The organism is Bradyrhizobium sp. Kon58, assembly GCF_055807455.1.
This window is the reverse complement of the sequence record NZ_JBVVOT010000005.1, coordinates 37774-53983: the sequence shown is the minus strand read 5'-3', so window position 1 is coordinate 53983 and position 16210 is coordinate 37774. Positions and strand designations below refer to the sequence as shown.

Sequence of the window (16210 nt, the reverse complement as noted above, 5' to 3'; positions counted from 1 at the left end):
GCGCTTGTTGTCATGGAAACGACACTCCCGATTCTTTCTTTGTCCGTGGCCGCCGCAGCGTCCGCTGCCGCCGCCTTCCCGAAAATCAAGGCGCGGATCGAATTGTCCCGCGCCAAGCACCGCTCGCTCGCCGGACATTCCAAGATGTCCCGCCGCGTGGCCAAGCTGCTTCCGTTCTACGAATTCGAAGGCGATGCGTACTTCGCCTGCGACGGCGCGCCGGCGAATGTCGCAACCCAGCGCAAGGACGCCTTCTTCCGTCTCGCAAGCCTCTATGCCGAGCGCTACCCCAAGGGCCGCGCGATGACGAAGGAGGCGGCGGAGAAGATTTCCGACCTGCATTTCACCGAGACCTACCGCGTGCCGTTCCAGTTCTCGCGTCTCGTTCGCGAGCATTTGGGCACCTCGACCTTCGTGGAGTCCTCGCGCGGCGTCACCGTCACGGATGTCGACGGCAACATCTCCTACGACCTCACCGGGTCCTACGGCGTCAACATCTTCGGCAACGACTTCTACAAGGAGTGCATCGAGGGCTCCGAGAAGCGGGCGCATGCGCTCGGACCGGTGCTCGGCCCCTACCATCCCGTCATCCTCGAGAACGTGGCGCGGCTGTGCCGGATCTCGGGCCTCGACGAAGTGTCCTTCCACATGTCCGGCACCGAAGCCGTGATGCAGGCGGTGCGGCTCGCGCGCTACCACACCAGGCGCACCCATCTGGTTCGTTTCGCCGGCGCCTATCACGGCTGGTGGGGCGACGTGCAGCCCGGCGTTGGCAATCCGATTCCCGCGCACGAGACCTACACCCTCGCCGAGATGTCGGAGAAGACGCTGCACGTGCTGCGCACGCGCAAAGACATCGCCTGCGTGCTGGTCAACCCGCTGCAGGGGCTGCATCCGAACGGCAACGCGCCCGGCGATTCCTCGCTGGTCGACAGCTCCCGCGGCGGAAATTTCGACCGCGCCTCCTACACCGAATGGCTGAAGAAGCTGCGCGACGTCTGCACCGAGCGCGGCATCGTGCTGATCTTCGACGAGGTCTTCGTCGGCTTCCGTCTCGCCGCCGGCGGCGCCCAGGAATACTTTGGCATCAAGGCCGACATGGTGACCTACGGCAAGAGTCTGGCCGGCGGCCTGCCGGTCGGCGTCGTCTGCGGCAAGAAGGAGCTGATGCGCCGCTTCAACGACGATCGCCCCGCCGACATCTGCTTCGCCCGCGGCACCTTCAACTCGCATCCCTATGTCATGACGGCGATGGACGAGTTCTTGAGTCGCCTGGCCAGCCCGAACTTCCGCGCCATCTATGACGGCCTGGACGCCACCTGGAACGGCCGCGCGCAGAAGCTCAACCAGATGATGGAGGGCGCCGACCTGCCGGTGCGGTTCGCCAACTTCTCCTCGATCTGGACGGTGAAATACACCACCCCGTCCCGCTACAACTGGATGCTGCAATATTATCTGCGCGCCGAGGGCCTGGCGCTGAGCTGGGTCGGCACCGGACGGCTGATCTTCAGCCTCAACTACACCGACGCCGATTTCACCGAGGTCGCCGAGCGCTTCGTCCGCGCGGCCGAGAAGATGAAGGCCGACGGCTTCTGGTGGCACGACGGCGTGCTCACCAACAAGACCATCAAGCGGCAGATCCTGAAAGAGATGCTGGCCAAGCGCCTCGGGCGCTGAGGTTCTTCCTTCCACCACGGTCAGTCCGGGGCACAGCCTCTCCTCTCCCTCTCCCCGCTCTTCGCGGGGAGAGGGTCGGGGTGAGGGGCTGCTTCCGCAATCACGGTGAGAGCTGGACTCGCGGAGAGCCCCCCTCACCCGGATTTGCGTGACACGCAAATCCGACCTCTCCCCGCACGCGGGGAGAGGTGAAGGAAGCACCGCGTTCGCGGCCCCCAAGACGTGGATGCCCGGGACAAGCCCGGGCATGACGCAACCATCAGACATCGGAGGCCTTGGTGAGAACGGCGCGCTCAGGCGTGCTGCTCTTCGAGCGTGGGCTCGCCGATCAGCCCCAGCGTGTGCTCGGGCTTGAGGTGCAGGCCGGGGTCCATCAGCTCGCCGCGCATCAGCGCCAGCGGCGCGTTACGGTAGAGCATCAAATCGTGGAAGGGGTCGGTCAGGATCTTCGTCATCCAGACGAGGCCGGTCTCGACGTCGCGGATGAAGAACAGGTGCACCGTCCGGAACATGAGACCGCCGCCGCCGACCACGAGCCAGATCTTGGCGACCTGCCGCATGAAGTCGGTCGCGCCCACCCAGGGCGTGAACAGTCCGAACAGCGTGGGATCGACCAACAGCACCACCGGGGACAGCGCCCAGATCGACATCAGCACCACCTTGCGCTGAAGGTTGTAGCCGACCTTGATCTCTTCCTTGTGCTCGTGCGTCGCCTGGTTGATCTGGTCGTAGCCGTGCGGCTCGAAGAAGAAGTGACCCGCCTGGCGCGAGGTCATCGAGACCAGCCAGCCGACCAGCGCCGAGATCATGGGATCGACGAACAGCCAGACATAGGCGAACAGGAAGCTCAGCGCGCTGACGAAGTGCAGGCTCTGATTGATGCGGCTGTGGTGATAGTAGCGATGGTCGTCCCAGCGCTGGATCCGCAGCTGCTCGAGATAGTTCTTGATCATGCTCTCCCCCAAATGCTTTCGGGTTCAGGATTTACAGAGATTCGATGTAGGCCGTGTGACATCATCATTTTGTCATGTGACGATGTGCAGCGACGCGGTGACGCACGCGAACGGCGGCTCACGCCGCCTTGGCGACGTCGAGCTTGCGGAAGCGCACCAGCGAGAAATGACCGAGCGGCGGAATCAGGCGACGCTCGGCAAGCTCGATGCCGTTGGCACCGGCCAGCCATTTGGCGTAACGGGACCAGGCGAACTCGGCGGTGCGGAAGCCGAGCGGACGCACCACCGGCTGCAGCTTCTGCTCGATGAAGCGGCGCATGCCGGTATCGGCGCTGACGCGGGTGAGGATGATCAGCTCGCCGCCCGGGCGCAGTACGCGGGCGAATTCGTCGAGCGCGACTTCCGGATTCGGCACGGCGGTGACGACATATTGCGCCATCACGACGTCGAAGGAGTTGTCGGGAAATTCGAGCTTCTCGGCATCCATCACCGCGAGGCCTTCGACGTTGTTCAGCTTGCCCTCGGTGACGCGCTGGCGCGCCTTGTCGAGCATCGCCTCCGAGATGTCGGTGCCGAAGATGCGCAGATGCGGCGCGTAGAGCGGCAGTGAGATGCCGGTGCCGACGCCGACCTCGAGCACCCGGCCGCCGATCTTGTTGGTGGCCGCGATCGCGGCCTGCCGGCCCTTGGCGAACACGCCGCCGAACACGAGGTCGTAGACCGGTGCCCAGCGATCATAGGCCTGCTCGACCGTGCCACGGGTGAGGTCGAGCTGCTGGGTGCCGTCAAGGTTCATGATCTTAGCCATCGATGAGGTTCTCGCTGTGGTCGAACGGGATCAGCCGCGCACCGGCCGCCGCGCCATGATCGGCGAGGCGCGCAAGGCACGGCTGGGCTGGAGTGAAGTGAGGTTGCCGACGAACTGGCGCGCGCTGTTTTCCCAGGAGCGCTCCAGCGCGAAGTTGCGGCAGGTCTGGCGCGACATGGTGAGCGCGCGCAGGCACGCGGCGCGCAGATCGTGGTCGATCGCGCCGATCGGATGATCGGCGATGACGTCCTTCGGACCCGTCACCAGAAACGCCGCAACCGGCGTGCCGCAGGCGAGCGCTTCGAGCTGCACCACGCCGAACGTGTCGGTCAGGCTCGGAAACACGAACACGTCGGCGGCGGCGAGGTGCGCGGTGAGATCGGCGCCCTTCTTCTCGCCGAGGAATACCGCGTCGGGGTATTTCTTTTCGAGCGCGGCCTTCTGCGGGCCGTCGCCGACGACGACCTTGGTGCCGGGCAGGTCGAGCGAGAGGAACGCCTCGAGATTCTTCTCCACCGCCACGCGGCCCATCGTCATGAAGATCGGCCCGGGCAGATCGAGCCTGGCCGGAGAGCCGGGATGGAACAGCTCGGTGTTGACGCCGCGGGTCCAGAAGCCGAGCCGCTTGAAGCCGCGCTCGGAGAGCTCCTGCCGCAGCGAGGGCGTCGCGACCATCGTCATCGCGGCCGCGTCGTGGAAGTGGCGCAGCACGGCGTAGCCAACGCTCGCGGGAATGCCGGTCCGCACCGAGACGTATTCGGGAAAGCGCGTGGTGTAGGAGGTGGTGAAGGCGAGCCGGTTGCGGCGGCAATAAGCCCGCGCCGCCCAGCCGATCGGCCCTTCGGTCGCGATGTGCAGCGCTTCCGGCGCCGCCTTCTCGATCCGCCGCGCAATCTCCTTGCCGCTCGGCAGCGCAATGCGCAGCCCCGGATAGGTCGGCAGCGGCCACGACCGAAAGCCGTCCGGCGTGAGGAAGTCGATCTCGACATCCAATGCCTTGGCCGCGCCAGCCAGCGAGGTCAGCGTCCGCACCACACCGTTGACCTGCGGATGCCAGGCGTCAGTCGCGATTAATACCCGCATGGGAAATTCCCGAGATTTTTATGATTCTCGGCTTACGACCATCAACCACGGATATTTCAGGCGTGTGACGTCATGGAAGTGTCGGCCCACTGTTTTGTTCGTTAACGGGTCCGCGCAGCCACGAAACCGTCATGAAACAATCCTTGCCGCCATGAAGCCGTTTTCGGTTTTCCGCGCAAACGTCCCGAAACTTCTTGTCGTTAGTGATCTAGGCAACAGAGCACCGAAACGGTGCCGGGGCGGCCAAGAAACACCGCGCAAACAGGGGCGACCAATGATCAATCTGGAGACGTTGAAGACCTATTCGCGCGCCGTTGCGTGTGGCGCAATAGCTGTGACCGCGATCGCGTTCGCCGGCCCGGCCAAGGCCGCGCCCGTGCAGCTCTTCCCCTTCTTCCAGCCGCTGCCGCCGATCGCAGCGCAGCCGTACCAGCCTTATCAAGCCGCGCCCTATCAGGCCGCGCCGTCCGAAGATCAGGACGCCGTCGAAACGCCGGCCCGCTTCCGCCGCCAGACCGTCTCCTATGCGACGCGTGAGGCGCCCGGCACCATCATCATCGATACACCCAACACCTATCTCTATCTCGTGCTCGGCAACGGCCAGGCGATGCGCTACGGCATCGGCGTCGGCCGCGACGGCTTCACGTGGTCCGGCACCCAGTCGGTGACCAAGAAGGCCGAGTGGCCGGATTGGACCCCGCCGCCGGAAATGATCGCCCGCCAGCCCTATCTGCCGCGCCACATGGCCGGCGGCCCCGGGAATCCGCTCGGCGCCCGCGCCATGTATCTCGGCGGCACCATCTACCGCATCCACGGCACCAACGCGCCCGACACCATCGGCAAGCACGTCTCCTCCGGCTGCATCCGCCTGACCAATGACGACGTCGCGGATCTCTACTCCCGCGTCAACGTCGGCACCAAGGTCATCGTGCTGCCGATGACCGAGCGCCGCGCCGACCTCGGCGCCGCGACGCGGTAAGCAACAGGACATTGTGACGCAAACGGCCCCGGAACCCACCGGGGCCGTTTTCGTTTGCCCTCGGCATCCCGATGCGCGCGCTGCGGCGCGATCCCCCATGGAGGCGCGAGTGCAATCAAATCCGCAAACGCCGCAAGGCACATGGCTGCGCGCGATCGTCAGCGCCGGCGCTCTGACGCTATTGCTGACCGCGCCCGCCTCGCGCGCACAGCAGCCGGCGAGCGACGACGCAGCCCAGCAAGCCTTCAACAATTCCTGCCGAACCTGCCACTCGGTGAAAGAGGGCGACAATCGTCTAGGCCCCAACCTCAATAAAATCGTCGGACGCAAGGCGGGCTCGCTGCCGAACTACAATTATTCCTCGTCGATGAAGGAAGCCGGCTTCGTCTGGGACAAGGACAAGCTCACCCGCTTCATGGTCAAGCCGGACGAAGTCGTATCCGGCAACAAGATGCAGCCCTATGGCGGCGTCTCGGCGGAGGAGGCCGGCAAGATCGTTGCTTATTTAGAGGCGGCGGGGTTGCAATAACAACGCGATTGATGCCGGGCCGTTTTCGCTGGGCGTCGGTGATTGCGGCCATCCTTCGAGACGCCCGCCTGCGGCGTGCTCCTCAGGATGAGGACCGTACTTGCGGCTCAGCCGGTTCAACCACGACTCGTCCCTTGCACCATGTCACGGATGTCAGTTAGCCTCATCCTGAGGAGCGCGCTCTTGCGCGCGTCTCGAAGGACGAGGCGGGCACGATGACAGAAGGCGCTTACCTCTACATTCTCAGATGCGCCGATGGCAGCTACTACATCGGAACGACGCGCACGGAGCTTGAGATCAGAATCGCGCAGCACAACGCCGGCACATTCGGCGGTTACACAAAGTCTCGCCGGCCTGTGACGTTGGTCTACTCGCAGTGGTTCGACCGCATCACCGATGCGATCGAATGTGAGAGGAAGCTCAAGAAATGGAGCCGCGCCAAGAAAGAAGCCTTCATGCGCGGCAATTTTGCCGAGCTGCATGAATTGGCCAGGCGCGGATCTCATCATCCTTCGAGACGCCCGCCTGCGGCGGGCCCTCAGGATGAGGGCGGAGTGTAAGGCTCCGAGTTGCAAGCGAGACCTCGGCAAATGCCTACCGCGACCCGCAGGATGCCCGTTGAGCCTCATCCTGAGGAGCCCGCGTGAGCGGGCGTCTCGAAGGACGAGGCGGGCACCACGCGGGACTACTTACGCCGCCCTTCCCCGCCGCTCTGCAATCAGCCTCAGCCATGCCGCCGAATGAAACGCGCTCATCAAGAGATACATCGGCACCATCCCGCCCAGCATCGCCCAATGTCCGGAGCCACACAGCATGTCGGCCGGGCCATCGAGCACGGCTGTCAGCACGGCCATGATGGCAAAGGTCGGCGTGGCCGCCAGCGCCAGCCATCTGGCGAGGTGGCGCGCGGCCACCACGCCGTTGCGGCTCGGGCCGGCGCTTGCGCTGACGGGACTAGTCACGTCCTTCAGCCGCCTCCTCGCGAAAAGCCTTCTCGCCGGCGGTCGAGATCTCGACCCATTTCTTGTCGGGCTCGGCACCTTCGGTGTAGCTGTCGTGCCAGTTCCACCATTTGTAGGTCGGCGTCTGCGGATAGCCCTTCGGCGAATCTTCCCAGACCTCCTGCCGTCCCAGCGGCGTGATGTCGAGGTAATTCCAGGTGCCGCCCATCTGCTCGTCGCCCCGGCTCTTGACGAAGTAGGTGCGGAAGATCCGGTCGCCATCGCGGAAGAACACGTTGGTCCCGTGCCATTCGTCGACGCCGAAATCCGCATCGAAACTGTCGGTGACGGTGACCCATGGCATGGTCCAGCCCATCCGCTGCTTCAGCCTGCTGATATCGGCCTGGGGCGCGCGCGAAGCGAACACCAGCGTGGTGTCGCGGGCATTCAGGTGCGCGACATGGGCAACCTGGTCGGCCACCATGGAGCAGCCGCGGCAGGCATGATCGGGCCAACCGAACACGCCCGGCTCGAAGAAGGCGCGGTAGACGATCAGTTGCCGCCGGCCCTGAAACAGGTCGTGCAGACTGACCTTGCCGCCGGGCCCCTCGAACGCATAGGTTTTGGTGACTTCCATCCACGGCATGCGCCGGCGCTCGGCGGCCAGGGCGTCGCGGGCACGGGTATGCGCCTTTTCCTTCACGAGCAGTTGCTGACGGGCGGCCTCCCAGTCCTGCGGCGACACCACCGGCGGTGTTTGCATGGCGGCCTGTCCGTTATTTCCTGCGTTGTCAGCTGATGTCATCATGGCTCTCCAACTTTTCCCGGGCGGCCGTTCCGGATCTCGCGATGGAAGATGCGGAACCGCTCGCCCCTGGCCGCACATTGTCGGCGGTCAACGATCTCTCGCACCGGACGGTTGCGTGGTGGGAGTAACAAGTGTGGCGGGATTTGAATGGAGTCGCTGATCACGGCCGCGGCCCGCGCGCTCCAAGCCGGCGATCCGCTGGGCGCGCTGAACCGCGTCGCACTGCGCAACGATGCGCCTTCGCTGGCGCTGCGCGGCATCGCGATGGCGCAGCTCGGCGATCTCACAAAGGCGAAGACATTGCTGCGCAGCGCCGCACGCGCCTTCGGCCCGAAAGAGGCGGTCGCGCGCGCCAGGTGCGTGGTCGCGGAGGCCGAGATCGCACTCGTCTCGCGCGACCTGAATTGGCCGGCCAACACGCTCGCGGCCGCGCGAGCGACGCTCGCAAGCCACGGTGACCTCGTGAACGCCGCCCATGCGGGTCACATCGAGGCGCGCCGACTTCTCCTTCTCGGGCGCCTCGATGAGGCCGAACGGACGCTGGCCGAGATCAACACCACACCGCTGCCCCCGGCCGCGCAGGTCGCCCGCGAGCTCGTGATTGCCGGCATTGCCATCAGGCGGCTCCGAACGAAGGACGCGCGCGCGGCGCTCGGGCGCGCGGCGAGCGCAGCACGGCAGGCCGGCATTCCAGCGCTTGCAGCCGAGGTCGAAGGCACGAGCCGCGCGCTCGACACGCCCGCAGCGCGCCTGATCACGCGCGGGCACGAACGGCCGTTACTGCTCGAGGAGGTCGAGGACCTCGCGACATCGGAGGCGCTCGTGGTGGACACGTTTCATCACGCGGTTCGAAGGCGAGGCATCCTCGTGCCGCTCGGAAGGCGGCCGGTGCTGTTCGCGCTCGCCCGCATCCTGGCGCAGGCCTGGCCCGCCGATGTCTCGCGCGAAGCGTTGATCACGGGAGCGTTTCAGGCAAGGCATGTTGATGAATCGCATCGCGCGCGGCTGCGCGTCGAAATCGGACGGCTCCGCACAAAACTCAAGCCGCTCGCCGATGTCAGCGCTACCCGGCAAGGTTTTGCACTGACGCCGCGCAAGACGCGGCAGGTTCTCGTGCTGGCGCGGCCCGTCGAGGAAAAGCACGCCAATGTGCTCGCGTTCCTCTCCGATGGCGAGCCATGGTCGAGCTCGGCGCTCGCGCTGGCGCTGGGAACGAGCGCGCGCACCGTGCAGCGGTCCCTCGACGAGCTGGCGCGATCGAACAAGGTGCAGTCCTTCGGACACGGGCGGGCGCGGCGCTGGATGACGCCGCCCGTCCCGGGTTTCCCGACAGGCTTGTTACTCCCCGGACCACTCATGAAGACGTAAAGTGGGATCCACACCACAGGGACCGAGCAGATGAAACGTTCAGCCGCCGAGATCGTCAGGGAATACGGGCCCTTTGCCGGCGTCGAAGCCGTGCACGGCGTCACCTATGACGGCGCCCATGTGTGGTTCGCGTCCGGCGACAGATTGAACGCGGTCGATCCGGCCGATGGCAAGATCGCCCGCTCCATCGATGTCGCCGCGCATGCGGGAACGGCGTTCGACGGCCGCCACCTGTTCCAGATCGCCGAGGACCGCATCCAGAAGATTGACGCTGCGACCGGCAAGGTGCTCGCCACCATCCCCGCACCCGGCGGTGGCGGCGACTCTGGATTGGCCTGGGCCGAGGGCTCGCTCTGGGTCGGACAGTATCGTGAGCGCAAGATCCATCAGGTCGATCCCCAGACGGGAAAGATTCTTCGCACCATCGAAAGCAAGCGCTTTGTCACCGGCGTGACCTGGGTCGATGGCGAGCTCTGGCACGGCACCTGGGAAGGCGAGGACAGCGACATCAGGCGGATCGACCCCGAGACGGGCAAGGTGCTGGAGCAGCTCGACCTGCCCGCCGGAACGATGGTATCGGGATTGGAGTCCGATGGCGGCGACCGCTTCTTCTGCGGGGGCGGAGATCGCGGCAATGTGAGGGCGGTGCGCCGTCCGAAGCGCGGCTAGATGCGCTATGACGAATGCGCGGCAATTGCGCGATCGCAGCCGTTAATTTGTTTGCCCCAATTCCACCCCATCGGTGGGCTCTAGCGCCCTCCTCGCCTGCCCTGTAGACTTCTGCCCGGGCGGCCTGGGGGACTGATGCGACTGACGCTGAACTTGAAAACTGTCCTGATCGCCGTCGCGGTGCTCGCGGCGTCGTTTTTCGTCAGCCTGAAGGCGATGGACTGGCTGTCGCCGCGGGCGACGAATTCCGCACCGCCGGTCGCGCAATTGCCGCCGCTGCCGCCGGTTTCGAAGAGCTCGATCGTGGTGGCGCCGGTCGCCATCGCGCTGTCGGCGATCCGCGAGCAGGCCGAGAAGGCCGCTCCGCGCAATTTCGCCGGCAAGGCCGAGAACCCGATCTCGCAAATCCTGGAGAACGCCGACATCGGCTGGTCCGCCGTACGCGGGCCGATGGCAACTGCCGGCGACAAGGACGTGCTGACGATCTCGACGCCGCTCACGGGCAAGCTGAACGTGACGGGCTCGCTCTCGTCGAAAGCCACCGGCGCGCTCGGCGAGGCGCTCGGCAGCGTGCTCGGCGGCAATGCCGCGAAACAGATCGGCGCGGTCAACATCAAGAATTTGAACGCCAGCGCCGAGATCAAGGGCAACGTCGTCGTCACCTCGCGGCCGAAGATTGCGGCCAACTGGCATCTCGAGCCCAATCTCGGCGCCCAGGTCAACCTTGGCGACACCAACCTCAACATCTCGGGCGCCAAGGTCAACGTACCTGCGCAGGTGAAGCCGCTGATCGACAAGACCGTCGGCGAACAGATCAACGCCGTCTCCGAACGCATGCGCAATGATCCGACCTTGCGGGAGAACGCGAAGCTGCAATGGGCCAAGGCCTGCCGCTCGATTCCGCTGCAAGGCTCGGGCTCCTCGGCCGCGCTGCCGCCACTCTGGCTGGAGATGAAGCCGATCCGCGCCATCGCGGCGCAGCCGCGCGTCGATGCGCAGGCCGTGACCCTGCTGATGGGCCTGGAAGCGGAGACGCGCGTCACCTCCACGCCGACGAAACCCGACTGCCCGTTCCCCGACAAGATCTCGATCGTGCCGCCGACCGGCACCGGTGTGAACATCGGCGTACCGATCGACGTGCCCTTCACCGAGATCAACAAGCTGATCGCGGCGCAGATGGTCGGCCACACCTATCCCGAGGACGGCTCCGGTCCCGTGGACGTCACCGTCAAGAGCGTCAACGTGATCCCGTCCGGCGAACGCCTCCTGATCTCGCTGCTGGTGCGCGCCAAGGAGAAGAAGAGCTGGCTTGGTCTCGGCGCCGAAGCGACCGTGCACATCTGGGGCCGGCCGATGCTCGACCAGGCGCAGCAGACGTTGCGGCTCGCCGACATCCAGCTCGCGGTGGAATCAGAGGCGGCCTTCGGCCTGCTGGGTGCGGCGGCGCGCGCGGTGGTTCCGCAGATGCAGCAGGCGCTGGTGCAGAAAGCGACGGTCGATCTGAAGCCGATTGCCGCCAATGCACGCGAGAAGATCGCCGCCGCGATCGCCGATTTCCAGAAGAGCGAGGACGGCGTCAAGGTCGAGGCGAAGATCGACAGCCTGACGCTAGCCGACATCGCCTTCGACTCCAGGACGCTGCGTGTAATCGCGGAAGCCGGCGGCTCGCTGAATGTGTCCGTGACGAAACTGTCGGGCATGTAGCGCGCCGCCTTCCCTCGACGGCCCGCGCGCGTCGCCGCTTGCGCCGCTGGCAATCTGGTCGGAGGATGCTAAGCTGTTCCTCGCACCCCGGGGACGAGGTGCTGACAGCACTGTGGCTGACAACGCGAGGACGACATGGAAGCCGGCATGGTCACGCCTGCGCCGGCGCTGGTGCGCTTTTCCGGCATTCAGAAAACCTACGATGGCGAGCACCTCGTGGTGAAGAACCTCGATCTCGACATCAGGAAGGGCGAGTTCGTCACCCTGCTTGGTCCGTCGGGCTCGGGCAAGACGACCACCCTGATGATGCTGGCGGGTTTCGAGGTTCCGACCCATGGCGAGATCTACCTCGCGGACCGGCCGATCAAGAATGTGCCGCCACACAAGCGCGATATCGGCATGGTGTTCCAAAACTATGCCTTGTTTCCGCACCTGACGATTGCGGAAAATATCGCCTTCCCGCTCTCGGTTCGCAACACGAACAAGGCCGAAGCGCAGGATCGTGTCAAAGCGGCGTTGCGCATGATCAAGATGGAAAACCTAGCACAGCGCCGACCCGGGCAGCTGTCCGGCGGTCAACAGCAGCGCGTGGCGCTGGCCCGCGCTCTGGTTTTCAATCCGCAACTCGTGCTGATGGACGAACCCCTGGGCGCCCTGGACAAGCGCCTGCGGGAGCAGATGCAACTGGAGATCAAGCAACTGCACGAGACGATGGGCATCACCGTCGTCTACGTCACCCACGATCAAAGTGAAGCGCTCACCATGTCGGACCGCATCGCCGTGTTCAACGATGGCATTGTGCAGCAGATCGACAGGCCCGACGCGCTGTATGAGCATCCGGTGAACAGCTTCGTCGCCCATTTCATCGGCGAGAACAACGTGCTGTCCGGCACCGTCGAGACGGTCGAGAAACAATATTGCCGCGTTGCGCTGGCGGGCGGCGGCGCCGTGACCGCACGCGCGGTCAACGTATCGGGCGCAGGCGCATCGACCTCGCTGTCGGTGCGGCCAGAGCGGATCGCCATTATCCCGGTTGGCACCTCCAGCGACGAACCGAACCGTCTGCCGGCCAGGGTGCAGAACACCATTTATCTCGGCGACCACGCGCTGGCCGTGCTCGACGTCGCCGACAACAGGGAGTTCATGGTCAAGCTTCAGCCGGGGACGCATGACAGCCTTAGACATGACAGCCTGAGAGCTGGGAGCCTTACACCTGGCGATGACGTGTTCATCACCTTCCGCCCGGAGGACTGCCTGGCCCTCGATCCCGTCTGATCCAACCATGCAGCATCTCGCCAACGCGGGCGGGCCTGCACCGACCAAGCTCAACGCAAGTCACGTGAAGAAGAAGGAACAAAGACCATGCTGAAGCGCAAGATTGTCCTGGGTTTCGCCGCGGCACTCACCGCCAGCGCGGCGCTGGCCACGGTCGCGCAGGCGCGTGACCTCACAATCGTGTCGTGGGGCGGCGCCTATCAGGATGCCCAGAAGAAGGTCTATTTCGAGCCGTTTAAGAAAGCGGCCGGTGTTCCCATGAACGACGAATCCTGGGACGGCGGCGTCGGCGTGCTGCGCGCCAAGGTGCAGGGTGGCGCCGCCACCTGGGACGTCGTCCAGGTCGAGAGCGATGAACTGGCGGTCGGCTGCGAGGAAGGCCTGTTCGAAAAGCTCGACTATTCGAAGATCGGCGGCGAGGCCGCCTATATCCCACCGTCGGTCAACGCTTGCGGCGTCGGCGCCATCCTCTACGATTTCGTTCTCGGCTACGACAAGGACAAGCTGAAAGAGGCTCCCAAAGGCTGGGCCGACTTCTTCGACACCAAGAAGATCCCGGGCAAGCGTGCCCTGCGTCAGGGCCCGAAGACCACGCTGGAGATCGCCCTCATGGCCGACGGCGTCGCGCCAAAGGACGTCTACAAGGTGCTGGCGACCGACGAAGGCATCGAGCGCGCGTTCAAGAAGCTGGACACCATCAAAGGCGACATCGTCTGGTGGAAGGCCGGCGCTCAGCCGCCGCAATTGCTCGCCTCGGGCGAGGTGGCGATGACCTCGGTCTACAATGGCCGCATCGACACCGCGAACAAGAACGAGAAGAAGAATTTCGGCATGGTGTGGGACGGCGCGCTCTTCACCCTCGACACCTGGGTGATCCTGAAGGGCAGCCCGAACAAGGACGCGGCCTACAAGTTCCTGGATTTCGCCGGCAAAGCGGAGAATCAGTCGAAACTGTCGGAGAACATTGCCTATGGCACCTCGAACAAGGACGCAGCCGCTTTGCTCGCGCCTGCCGTTCTAAAGGACCTGCCGACGGCGCCTGACAACATCAAGAACGCGGTCGAGATCAACGTTGCCTTCTGGCTCGAGAACATCGACCGCCTGACCGAGCGCTTCAACAAATGGGCCGCGAAGTAGCGCGCTCCGCAGGGCTCGACCGAAGGTAACACCAATGACGGATGCGCTCTTGACCGGCGCCGATGCGTCGACCGAGGTGCCGCTCAAGCGCCGATTGCGGCGGGCGGAGCGAGCACGCCAGATCAAAGCATTGGCGCTGGTTCTACCGCTTCTCGTCTTCCTGCTCTTCACCTTCGCTGGGCCCATCGCCGGCATGCTGTGGCGTGCCGTCGATGACCGGGAGGTGCGTCTGGTTCTGCCTCAGACCATCGCGGCTCTCGCCAGTTGGGACGGCAGGGATCTGCCGGACGAAAAGGCCTACGCGGCGCTGGCGGGCGACATCATGGCGGCGCGCGCTTCCGGCACCATTGCGATTGCGGCCAAGCGGCTCAATTACGCACTGAACGGCTTCCGCACGATCCTGACCAGCACCGCACGCAATCTGAAGACCGCGCCCGAGCCCGGCACGGCCAGGGAGACGCTGAGCAAGATCAACCCGGCCTGGCGCGAACGCGCCACCTGGACCACGATCAAGGACGCCAGTGGCCCCGTGACCGGCTTCTATCTTTTGTCGGCGCTCGATCTGACGCGGAATGTGGAGGGCGCGATTATCGCAGCTCCGCCCGATCAGGCCATCTACCGCGACGTGTTCGCCCGCACCTTCCTCATCAGCCTCAGTGTCACGGTGTTGTGCCTGATCCTCGGCTTCCCGGTCGCTTACTTGCTGGCCGCGCTGCCGCCGGGGCGGTCGAACCTGCTGATGATCTTCGTCCTGCTGCCGTTCTGGACGTCGCTGCTGGTCCGCACCTGCGCCTGGATCGTGCTGCTGCAGAGCAAAGGCGTGGTGAACGACAGCCTGCTCTGGCTTGGCATCATCGACGCGCCGTTGCGCCTGATCTACAACCGCTTCGGTGTCTGCGTGGCCATGACCCACGTCCTGCTGCCGTTCATGATCCTGCCGCTGTACAGCAGCATGAAGGCGATCTCGCCTGCTTACATGCGTGCCGCCGCCTCGCTCGGTGCGCCACCCCTCACCGCCTTCCTGCGGATCTACCTGCCGCAAACCCTGCCTGGCATCGGCGCAGGAAGCCTGCTCGTTTTCATCCTGGCGCTCGGCTATTACATCACGCCTGCACTGGTCGGCGGCGCGGCCGATCAAATGATCAGCTACTTCATCGCGCTCTACACGACCGAGACGGCCAATTGGGGCCTTGCGTCGGCACTGGGTGCGGTGCTCTTGCTCGCCACTATTCTGCTCGCGCTCGTCTACGGCAAGCTGGTGCAGGGACAGCAGGTGACGGGAGGGATGAAGAATTGAGCGACAATTTCTCCATCCGCACGTCGAGCCAGCGTATCGCGTGGACCGCGACCATCGTGATCTCCACGCTGGTGTTCATCTTCCTGATCGCGCCGATCCTTGCGATCATGCCGCTGTCCTTCAGCTCGGGCTCGTACCTCACCTATCCGCTGCCGGGCCTTTCCCTGCGCTGGTACGACGACTTCATCAATTCGCCGCGCTGGATGAATTCGCTGAAGAACAGCATGATCATCGGTGTGGCCTCGACCCTGCTGTCGATGGTGCTCGGCACGCTGGCGGCGCTGGGGCTGGCGCAGTGGAAGAGCCGGTTCAAGCCGCTCGTGTTGGCCTTCGTGCTGTCGCCTGTCGTCGTGCCCGGCGTCATCACCGCGGTCGGCCTGTATTTCTTCTTCGCGCCGATCGGATTGACCGGCAGTTATCTCGGCTTGATCCTGGCCCACACTGCGCTGGCGACACCCTTCGTGGTGATCACGGTCGGTGCGACGCTGCAAAGCTTCGACACCAATCTGGCGCGCGCCGCCGCCTCGCTCGGTGCCTCGCCGCTTGAGGCGTTCCGCCGCGTGATCTTGCCGCTGATTCTGCCCGGCGTGGCATCGGGGGCGCTGTTCGCCTTCGCGACCAGCTTCGATGAGGTGGTGATCGTGCTGTTCATGGCAGGTCCGGAACAGCGCACCCTGCCGCGCGAGATGTTCAGCGGCATCCGCGAGAACATCAGCCCGACCATCACGGCAGCGGCGGTGATCCTGACCACGGTCTCGGTCATCCTGCTCGCCACATTGGAAGGCTTGCGCCGGCGCAATGAACGGCTGAGGGGCAGCGCGTGAGCGCGCGGTGTCTTCTCCTTCTCCCCTTGTGGGAGAAGGTGGCGCGAAGCGCCGGATGAGGGGTCTTTCTCCGCCCATTCAATGACAGTAGGACTCGCGGAGAGAACCCCTCACCCGTCTCCCCGCTTGCGGGGAGAGGGCAAAAACACCGCAGCGCC

The 16210-nt window shown here is 64.9% G+C and carries 16 protein-coding genes; 11 read left to right on the top strand and 5 right to left on the bottom strand.

Annotated elements, in window-relative coordinates; all coding sequences use genetic code 11:
* Window positions 1-12: 12 nt before the first annotated feature.
* Window positions 13-1677 carry an aminotransferase class III-fold pyridoxal phosphate-dependent enzyme gene (locus AC0L20_RS11175; RefSeq protein WP_473288569.1) on the top strand — a complete coding sequence of 555 codons (1665 nt, stop codon included), beginning with the start codon at window positions 13-15 and terminating at the stop codon, window positions 1675-1677.
* A gap of 293 nt (window positions 1678-1970) precedes the next feature.
* On the opposite strand, the gene AC0L20_RS11170 is transcribed toward AC0L20_RS11175, so the two are convergent.
* The 3 genes from AC0L20_RS11170 to AC0L20_RS11160 all read right to left on the bottom strand — a co-directional run bounded on the left by AC0L20_RS11170 (window position 1971) and on the right by AC0L20_RS11160 (window position 4521).
* The gene (locus tag AC0L20_RS11170) at window positions 1971-2630 is read right to left on the bottom strand and encodes a hypothetical protein (protein WP_473288568.1); all 660 of its coding nucleotides are present in this window, start codon (window positions 2628-2630) and stop codon (window positions 1971-1973) included.
* Between the two features lie 118 nt (window positions 2631-2748).
* Window positions 2749-3438: a class I SAM-dependent methyltransferase gene (locus AC0L20_RS11165; RefSeq protein ID WP_473288567.1), complete on the bottom strand. Its 690-nt coding sequence runs from the start codon at window positions 3436-3438 to the stop codon at window positions 2749-2751.
* Window positions 3439-3468: 30 nt separating this feature from the next.
* Window positions 3469-4521 carry a glycosyltransferase family 4 protein gene (locus tag AC0L20_RS11160; RefSeq protein WP_473288566.1) on the bottom strand — a complete coding sequence of 351 codons (1053 nt, stop codon included), beginning with the start codon at window positions 4519-4521 and terminating at the stop codon, window positions 3469-3471.
* A gap of 274 nt (window positions 4522-4795) precedes the next feature.
* Here AC0L20_RS11160 and AC0L20_RS11155 point away from each other — a divergent pair, with 274 nt between their 5' ends.
* The 3 genes from AC0L20_RS11155 to AC0L20_RS11145 all read left to right on the top strand — a co-directional run bounded on the left by AC0L20_RS11155 (window position 4796) and on the right by AC0L20_RS11145 (window position 6589).
* The gene (locus AC0L20_RS11155; RefSeq protein ID WP_473288565.1) at window positions 4796-5500 is read left to right on the top strand and encodes a L,D-transpeptidase; all 705 of its coding nucleotides are present in this window, start codon (window positions 4796-4798) and stop codon (window positions 5498-5500) included.
* A gap of 97 nt (window positions 5501-5597) precedes the next feature.
* Complete coding sequence (locus AC0L20_RS11150) at window positions 5598-6029, top strand: c-type cytochrome (protein ID WP_473288564.1); 432 nt, start codon at window positions 5598-5600, stop codon at window positions 6027-6029.
* Window positions 6030-6244: 215 nt separating this feature from the next.
* Window positions 6245-6589 (top strand): GIY-YIG nuclease family protein, encoded by a 345-nt coding sequence (locus AC0L20_RS11145; protein WP_473288563.1) that lies wholly within the window; start codon window positions 6245-6247, stop codon window positions 6587-6589.
* Between the two features lie 129 nt (window positions 6590-6718).
* Here the strand turns inward: AC0L20_RS11145 and AC0L20_RS11140 are convergent, their stop codons facing one another.
* Together AC0L20_RS11140 and AC0L20_RS11135 are read right to left on the bottom strand one after the other, a co-directional pair.
* A complete protein-coding gene (locus tag AC0L20_RS11140) occupies window positions 6719-6991 on the bottom strand; it encodes a hypothetical protein (protein ID WP_473288562.1) in 273 nt (90 codons plus the stop codon).
* Complete coding sequence (locus tag AC0L20_RS11135) at window positions 6984-7778, bottom strand: DUF899 domain-containing protein (RefSeq protein ID WP_473288561.1); 795 nt, start codon at window positions 7776-7778, stop codon at window positions 6984-6986. Before AC0L20_RS11135 ends, AC0L20_RS11140 begins: the two co-directional genes overlap by 8 nt.
* A gap of 147 nt (window positions 7779-7925) precedes the next feature.
* On the opposite strand from AC0L20_RS11135, the gene AC0L20_RS11130 reads away from it, so the two are divergent.
* From AC0L20_RS11130 to AC0L20_RS11100, 7 genes are all read left to right on the top strand, one after another.
* Window positions 7926-9146 carry a helix-turn-helix domain-containing protein gene (locus AC0L20_RS11130; protein ID WP_473288560.1) on the top strand — a complete coding sequence of 407 codons (1221 nt, stop codon included), beginning with the start codon at window positions 7926-7928 and terminating at the stop codon, window positions 9144-9146.
* A gap of 30 nt (window positions 9147-9176) precedes the next feature.
* Entirely contained in the window at window positions 9177-9815 is a 639-nt protein-coding gene (locus AC0L20_RS11125) for a Vgb family protein (protein ID WP_473288559.1), read from the top strand.
* A gap of 135 nt (window positions 9816-9950) precedes the next feature.
* Window positions 9951-11519, top strand: a complete 1569-nt coding sequence (locus AC0L20_RS11120) for a DUF4403 family protein (protein ID WP_473288558.1) — start codon at window positions 9951-9953, stop codon at window positions 11517-11519.
* A gap of 135 nt (window positions 11520-11654) precedes the next feature.
* A complete protein-coding gene (locus AC0L20_RS11115) occupies window positions 11655-12794 on the top strand; it encodes an ABC transporter ATP-binding protein (protein ID WP_473288557.1) in 1140 nt (379 codons plus the stop codon).
* Window positions 12795-12881: 87 nt separating this feature from the next.
* Entirely contained in the window at window positions 12882-13931 is a 1050-nt protein-coding gene (locus AC0L20_RS11110) for an ABC transporter substrate-binding protein (RefSeq protein ID WP_473288555.1), read from the top strand.
* Window positions 13932-13965: 34 nt separating this feature from the next.
* Entirely contained in the window at window positions 13966-15228 is a 1263-nt protein-coding gene (locus AC0L20_RS11105; RefSeq protein WP_473288554.1) for an ABC transporter permease, read from the top strand.
* Window positions 15225-16052, top strand: a complete 828-nt coding sequence (locus tag AC0L20_RS11100) for an ABC transporter permease (RefSeq protein ID WP_473288553.1) — start codon at window positions 15225-15227, stop codon at window positions 16050-16052. The genes AC0L20_RS11105 and AC0L20_RS11100 overlap by 4 nt, the downstream gene beginning before the upstream one ends.
* Window positions 16053-16210: the final 158 nt, after the last annotated feature.

Coding starts and splice junctions, on each gene's coding strand:
- AC0L20_RS11170 (WP_473288568.1), bottom strand. CDS start 2,630: ATGATCAAGAACTATCTCGAGCAGCTGCGGATCCAGCGCTGGGACGAC.
- AC0L20_RS11105 (WP_473288554.1), top strand. CDS start 13,966: ATGACGGATGCGCTCTTGACCGGCGCCGATGCGTCGACCGAGGTGCCG.
- AC0L20_RS11150 (WP_473288564.1), top strand. CDS start 5,598: ATGGAGGCGCGAGTGCAATCAAATCCGCAAACGCCGCAAGGCACATGG.
- AC0L20_RS11115 (WP_473288557.1), top strand. CDS start 11,655: ATGGAAGCCGGCATGGTCACGCCTGCGCCGGCGCTGGTGCGCTTTTCC.
- AC0L20_RS11130 (WP_473288560.1), top strand. CDS start 7,926: ATGGAGTCGCTGATCACGGCCGCGGCCCGCGCGCTCCAAGCCGGCGAT.
- AC0L20_RS11125 (WP_473288559.1), top strand. CDS start 9,177: ATGAAACGTTCAGCCGCCGAGATCGTCAGGGAATACGGGCCCTTTGCC.
- AC0L20_RS11160 (WP_473288566.1), bottom strand. CDS start 4,521: ATGCGGGTATTAATCGCGACTGACGCCTGGCATCCGCAGGTCAACGGT.
- AC0L20_RS11120 (WP_473288558.1), top strand. CDS start 9,951: ATGCGACTGACGCTGAACTTGAAAACTGTCCTGATCGCCGTCGCGGTG.
- AC0L20_RS11155 (WP_473288565.1), top strand. CDS start 4,796: ATGATCAATCTGGAGACGTTGAAGACCTATTCGCGCGCCGTTGCGTGT.
- AC0L20_RS11175 (WP_473288569.1), top strand. CDS start 13: ATGGAAACGACACTCCCGATTCTTTCTTTGTCCGTGGCCGCCGCAGCG.
- AC0L20_RS11110 (WP_473288555.1), top strand. CDS start 12,882: ATGCTGAAGCGCAAGATTGTCCTGGGTTTCGCCGCGGCACTCACCGCC.
- AC0L20_RS11135 (WP_473288561.1), bottom strand. CDS start 7,778: ATGATGACATCAGCTGACAACGCAGGAAATAACGGACAGGCCGCCATG.
- AC0L20_RS11165 (WP_473288567.1), bottom strand. CDS start 3,438: ATGGCTAAGATCATGAACCTTGACGGCACCCAGCAGCTCGACCTCACC.
- AC0L20_RS11145 (WP_473288563.1), top strand. CDS start 6,245: ATGACAGAAGGCGCTTACCTCTACATTCTCAGATGCGCCGATGGCAGC.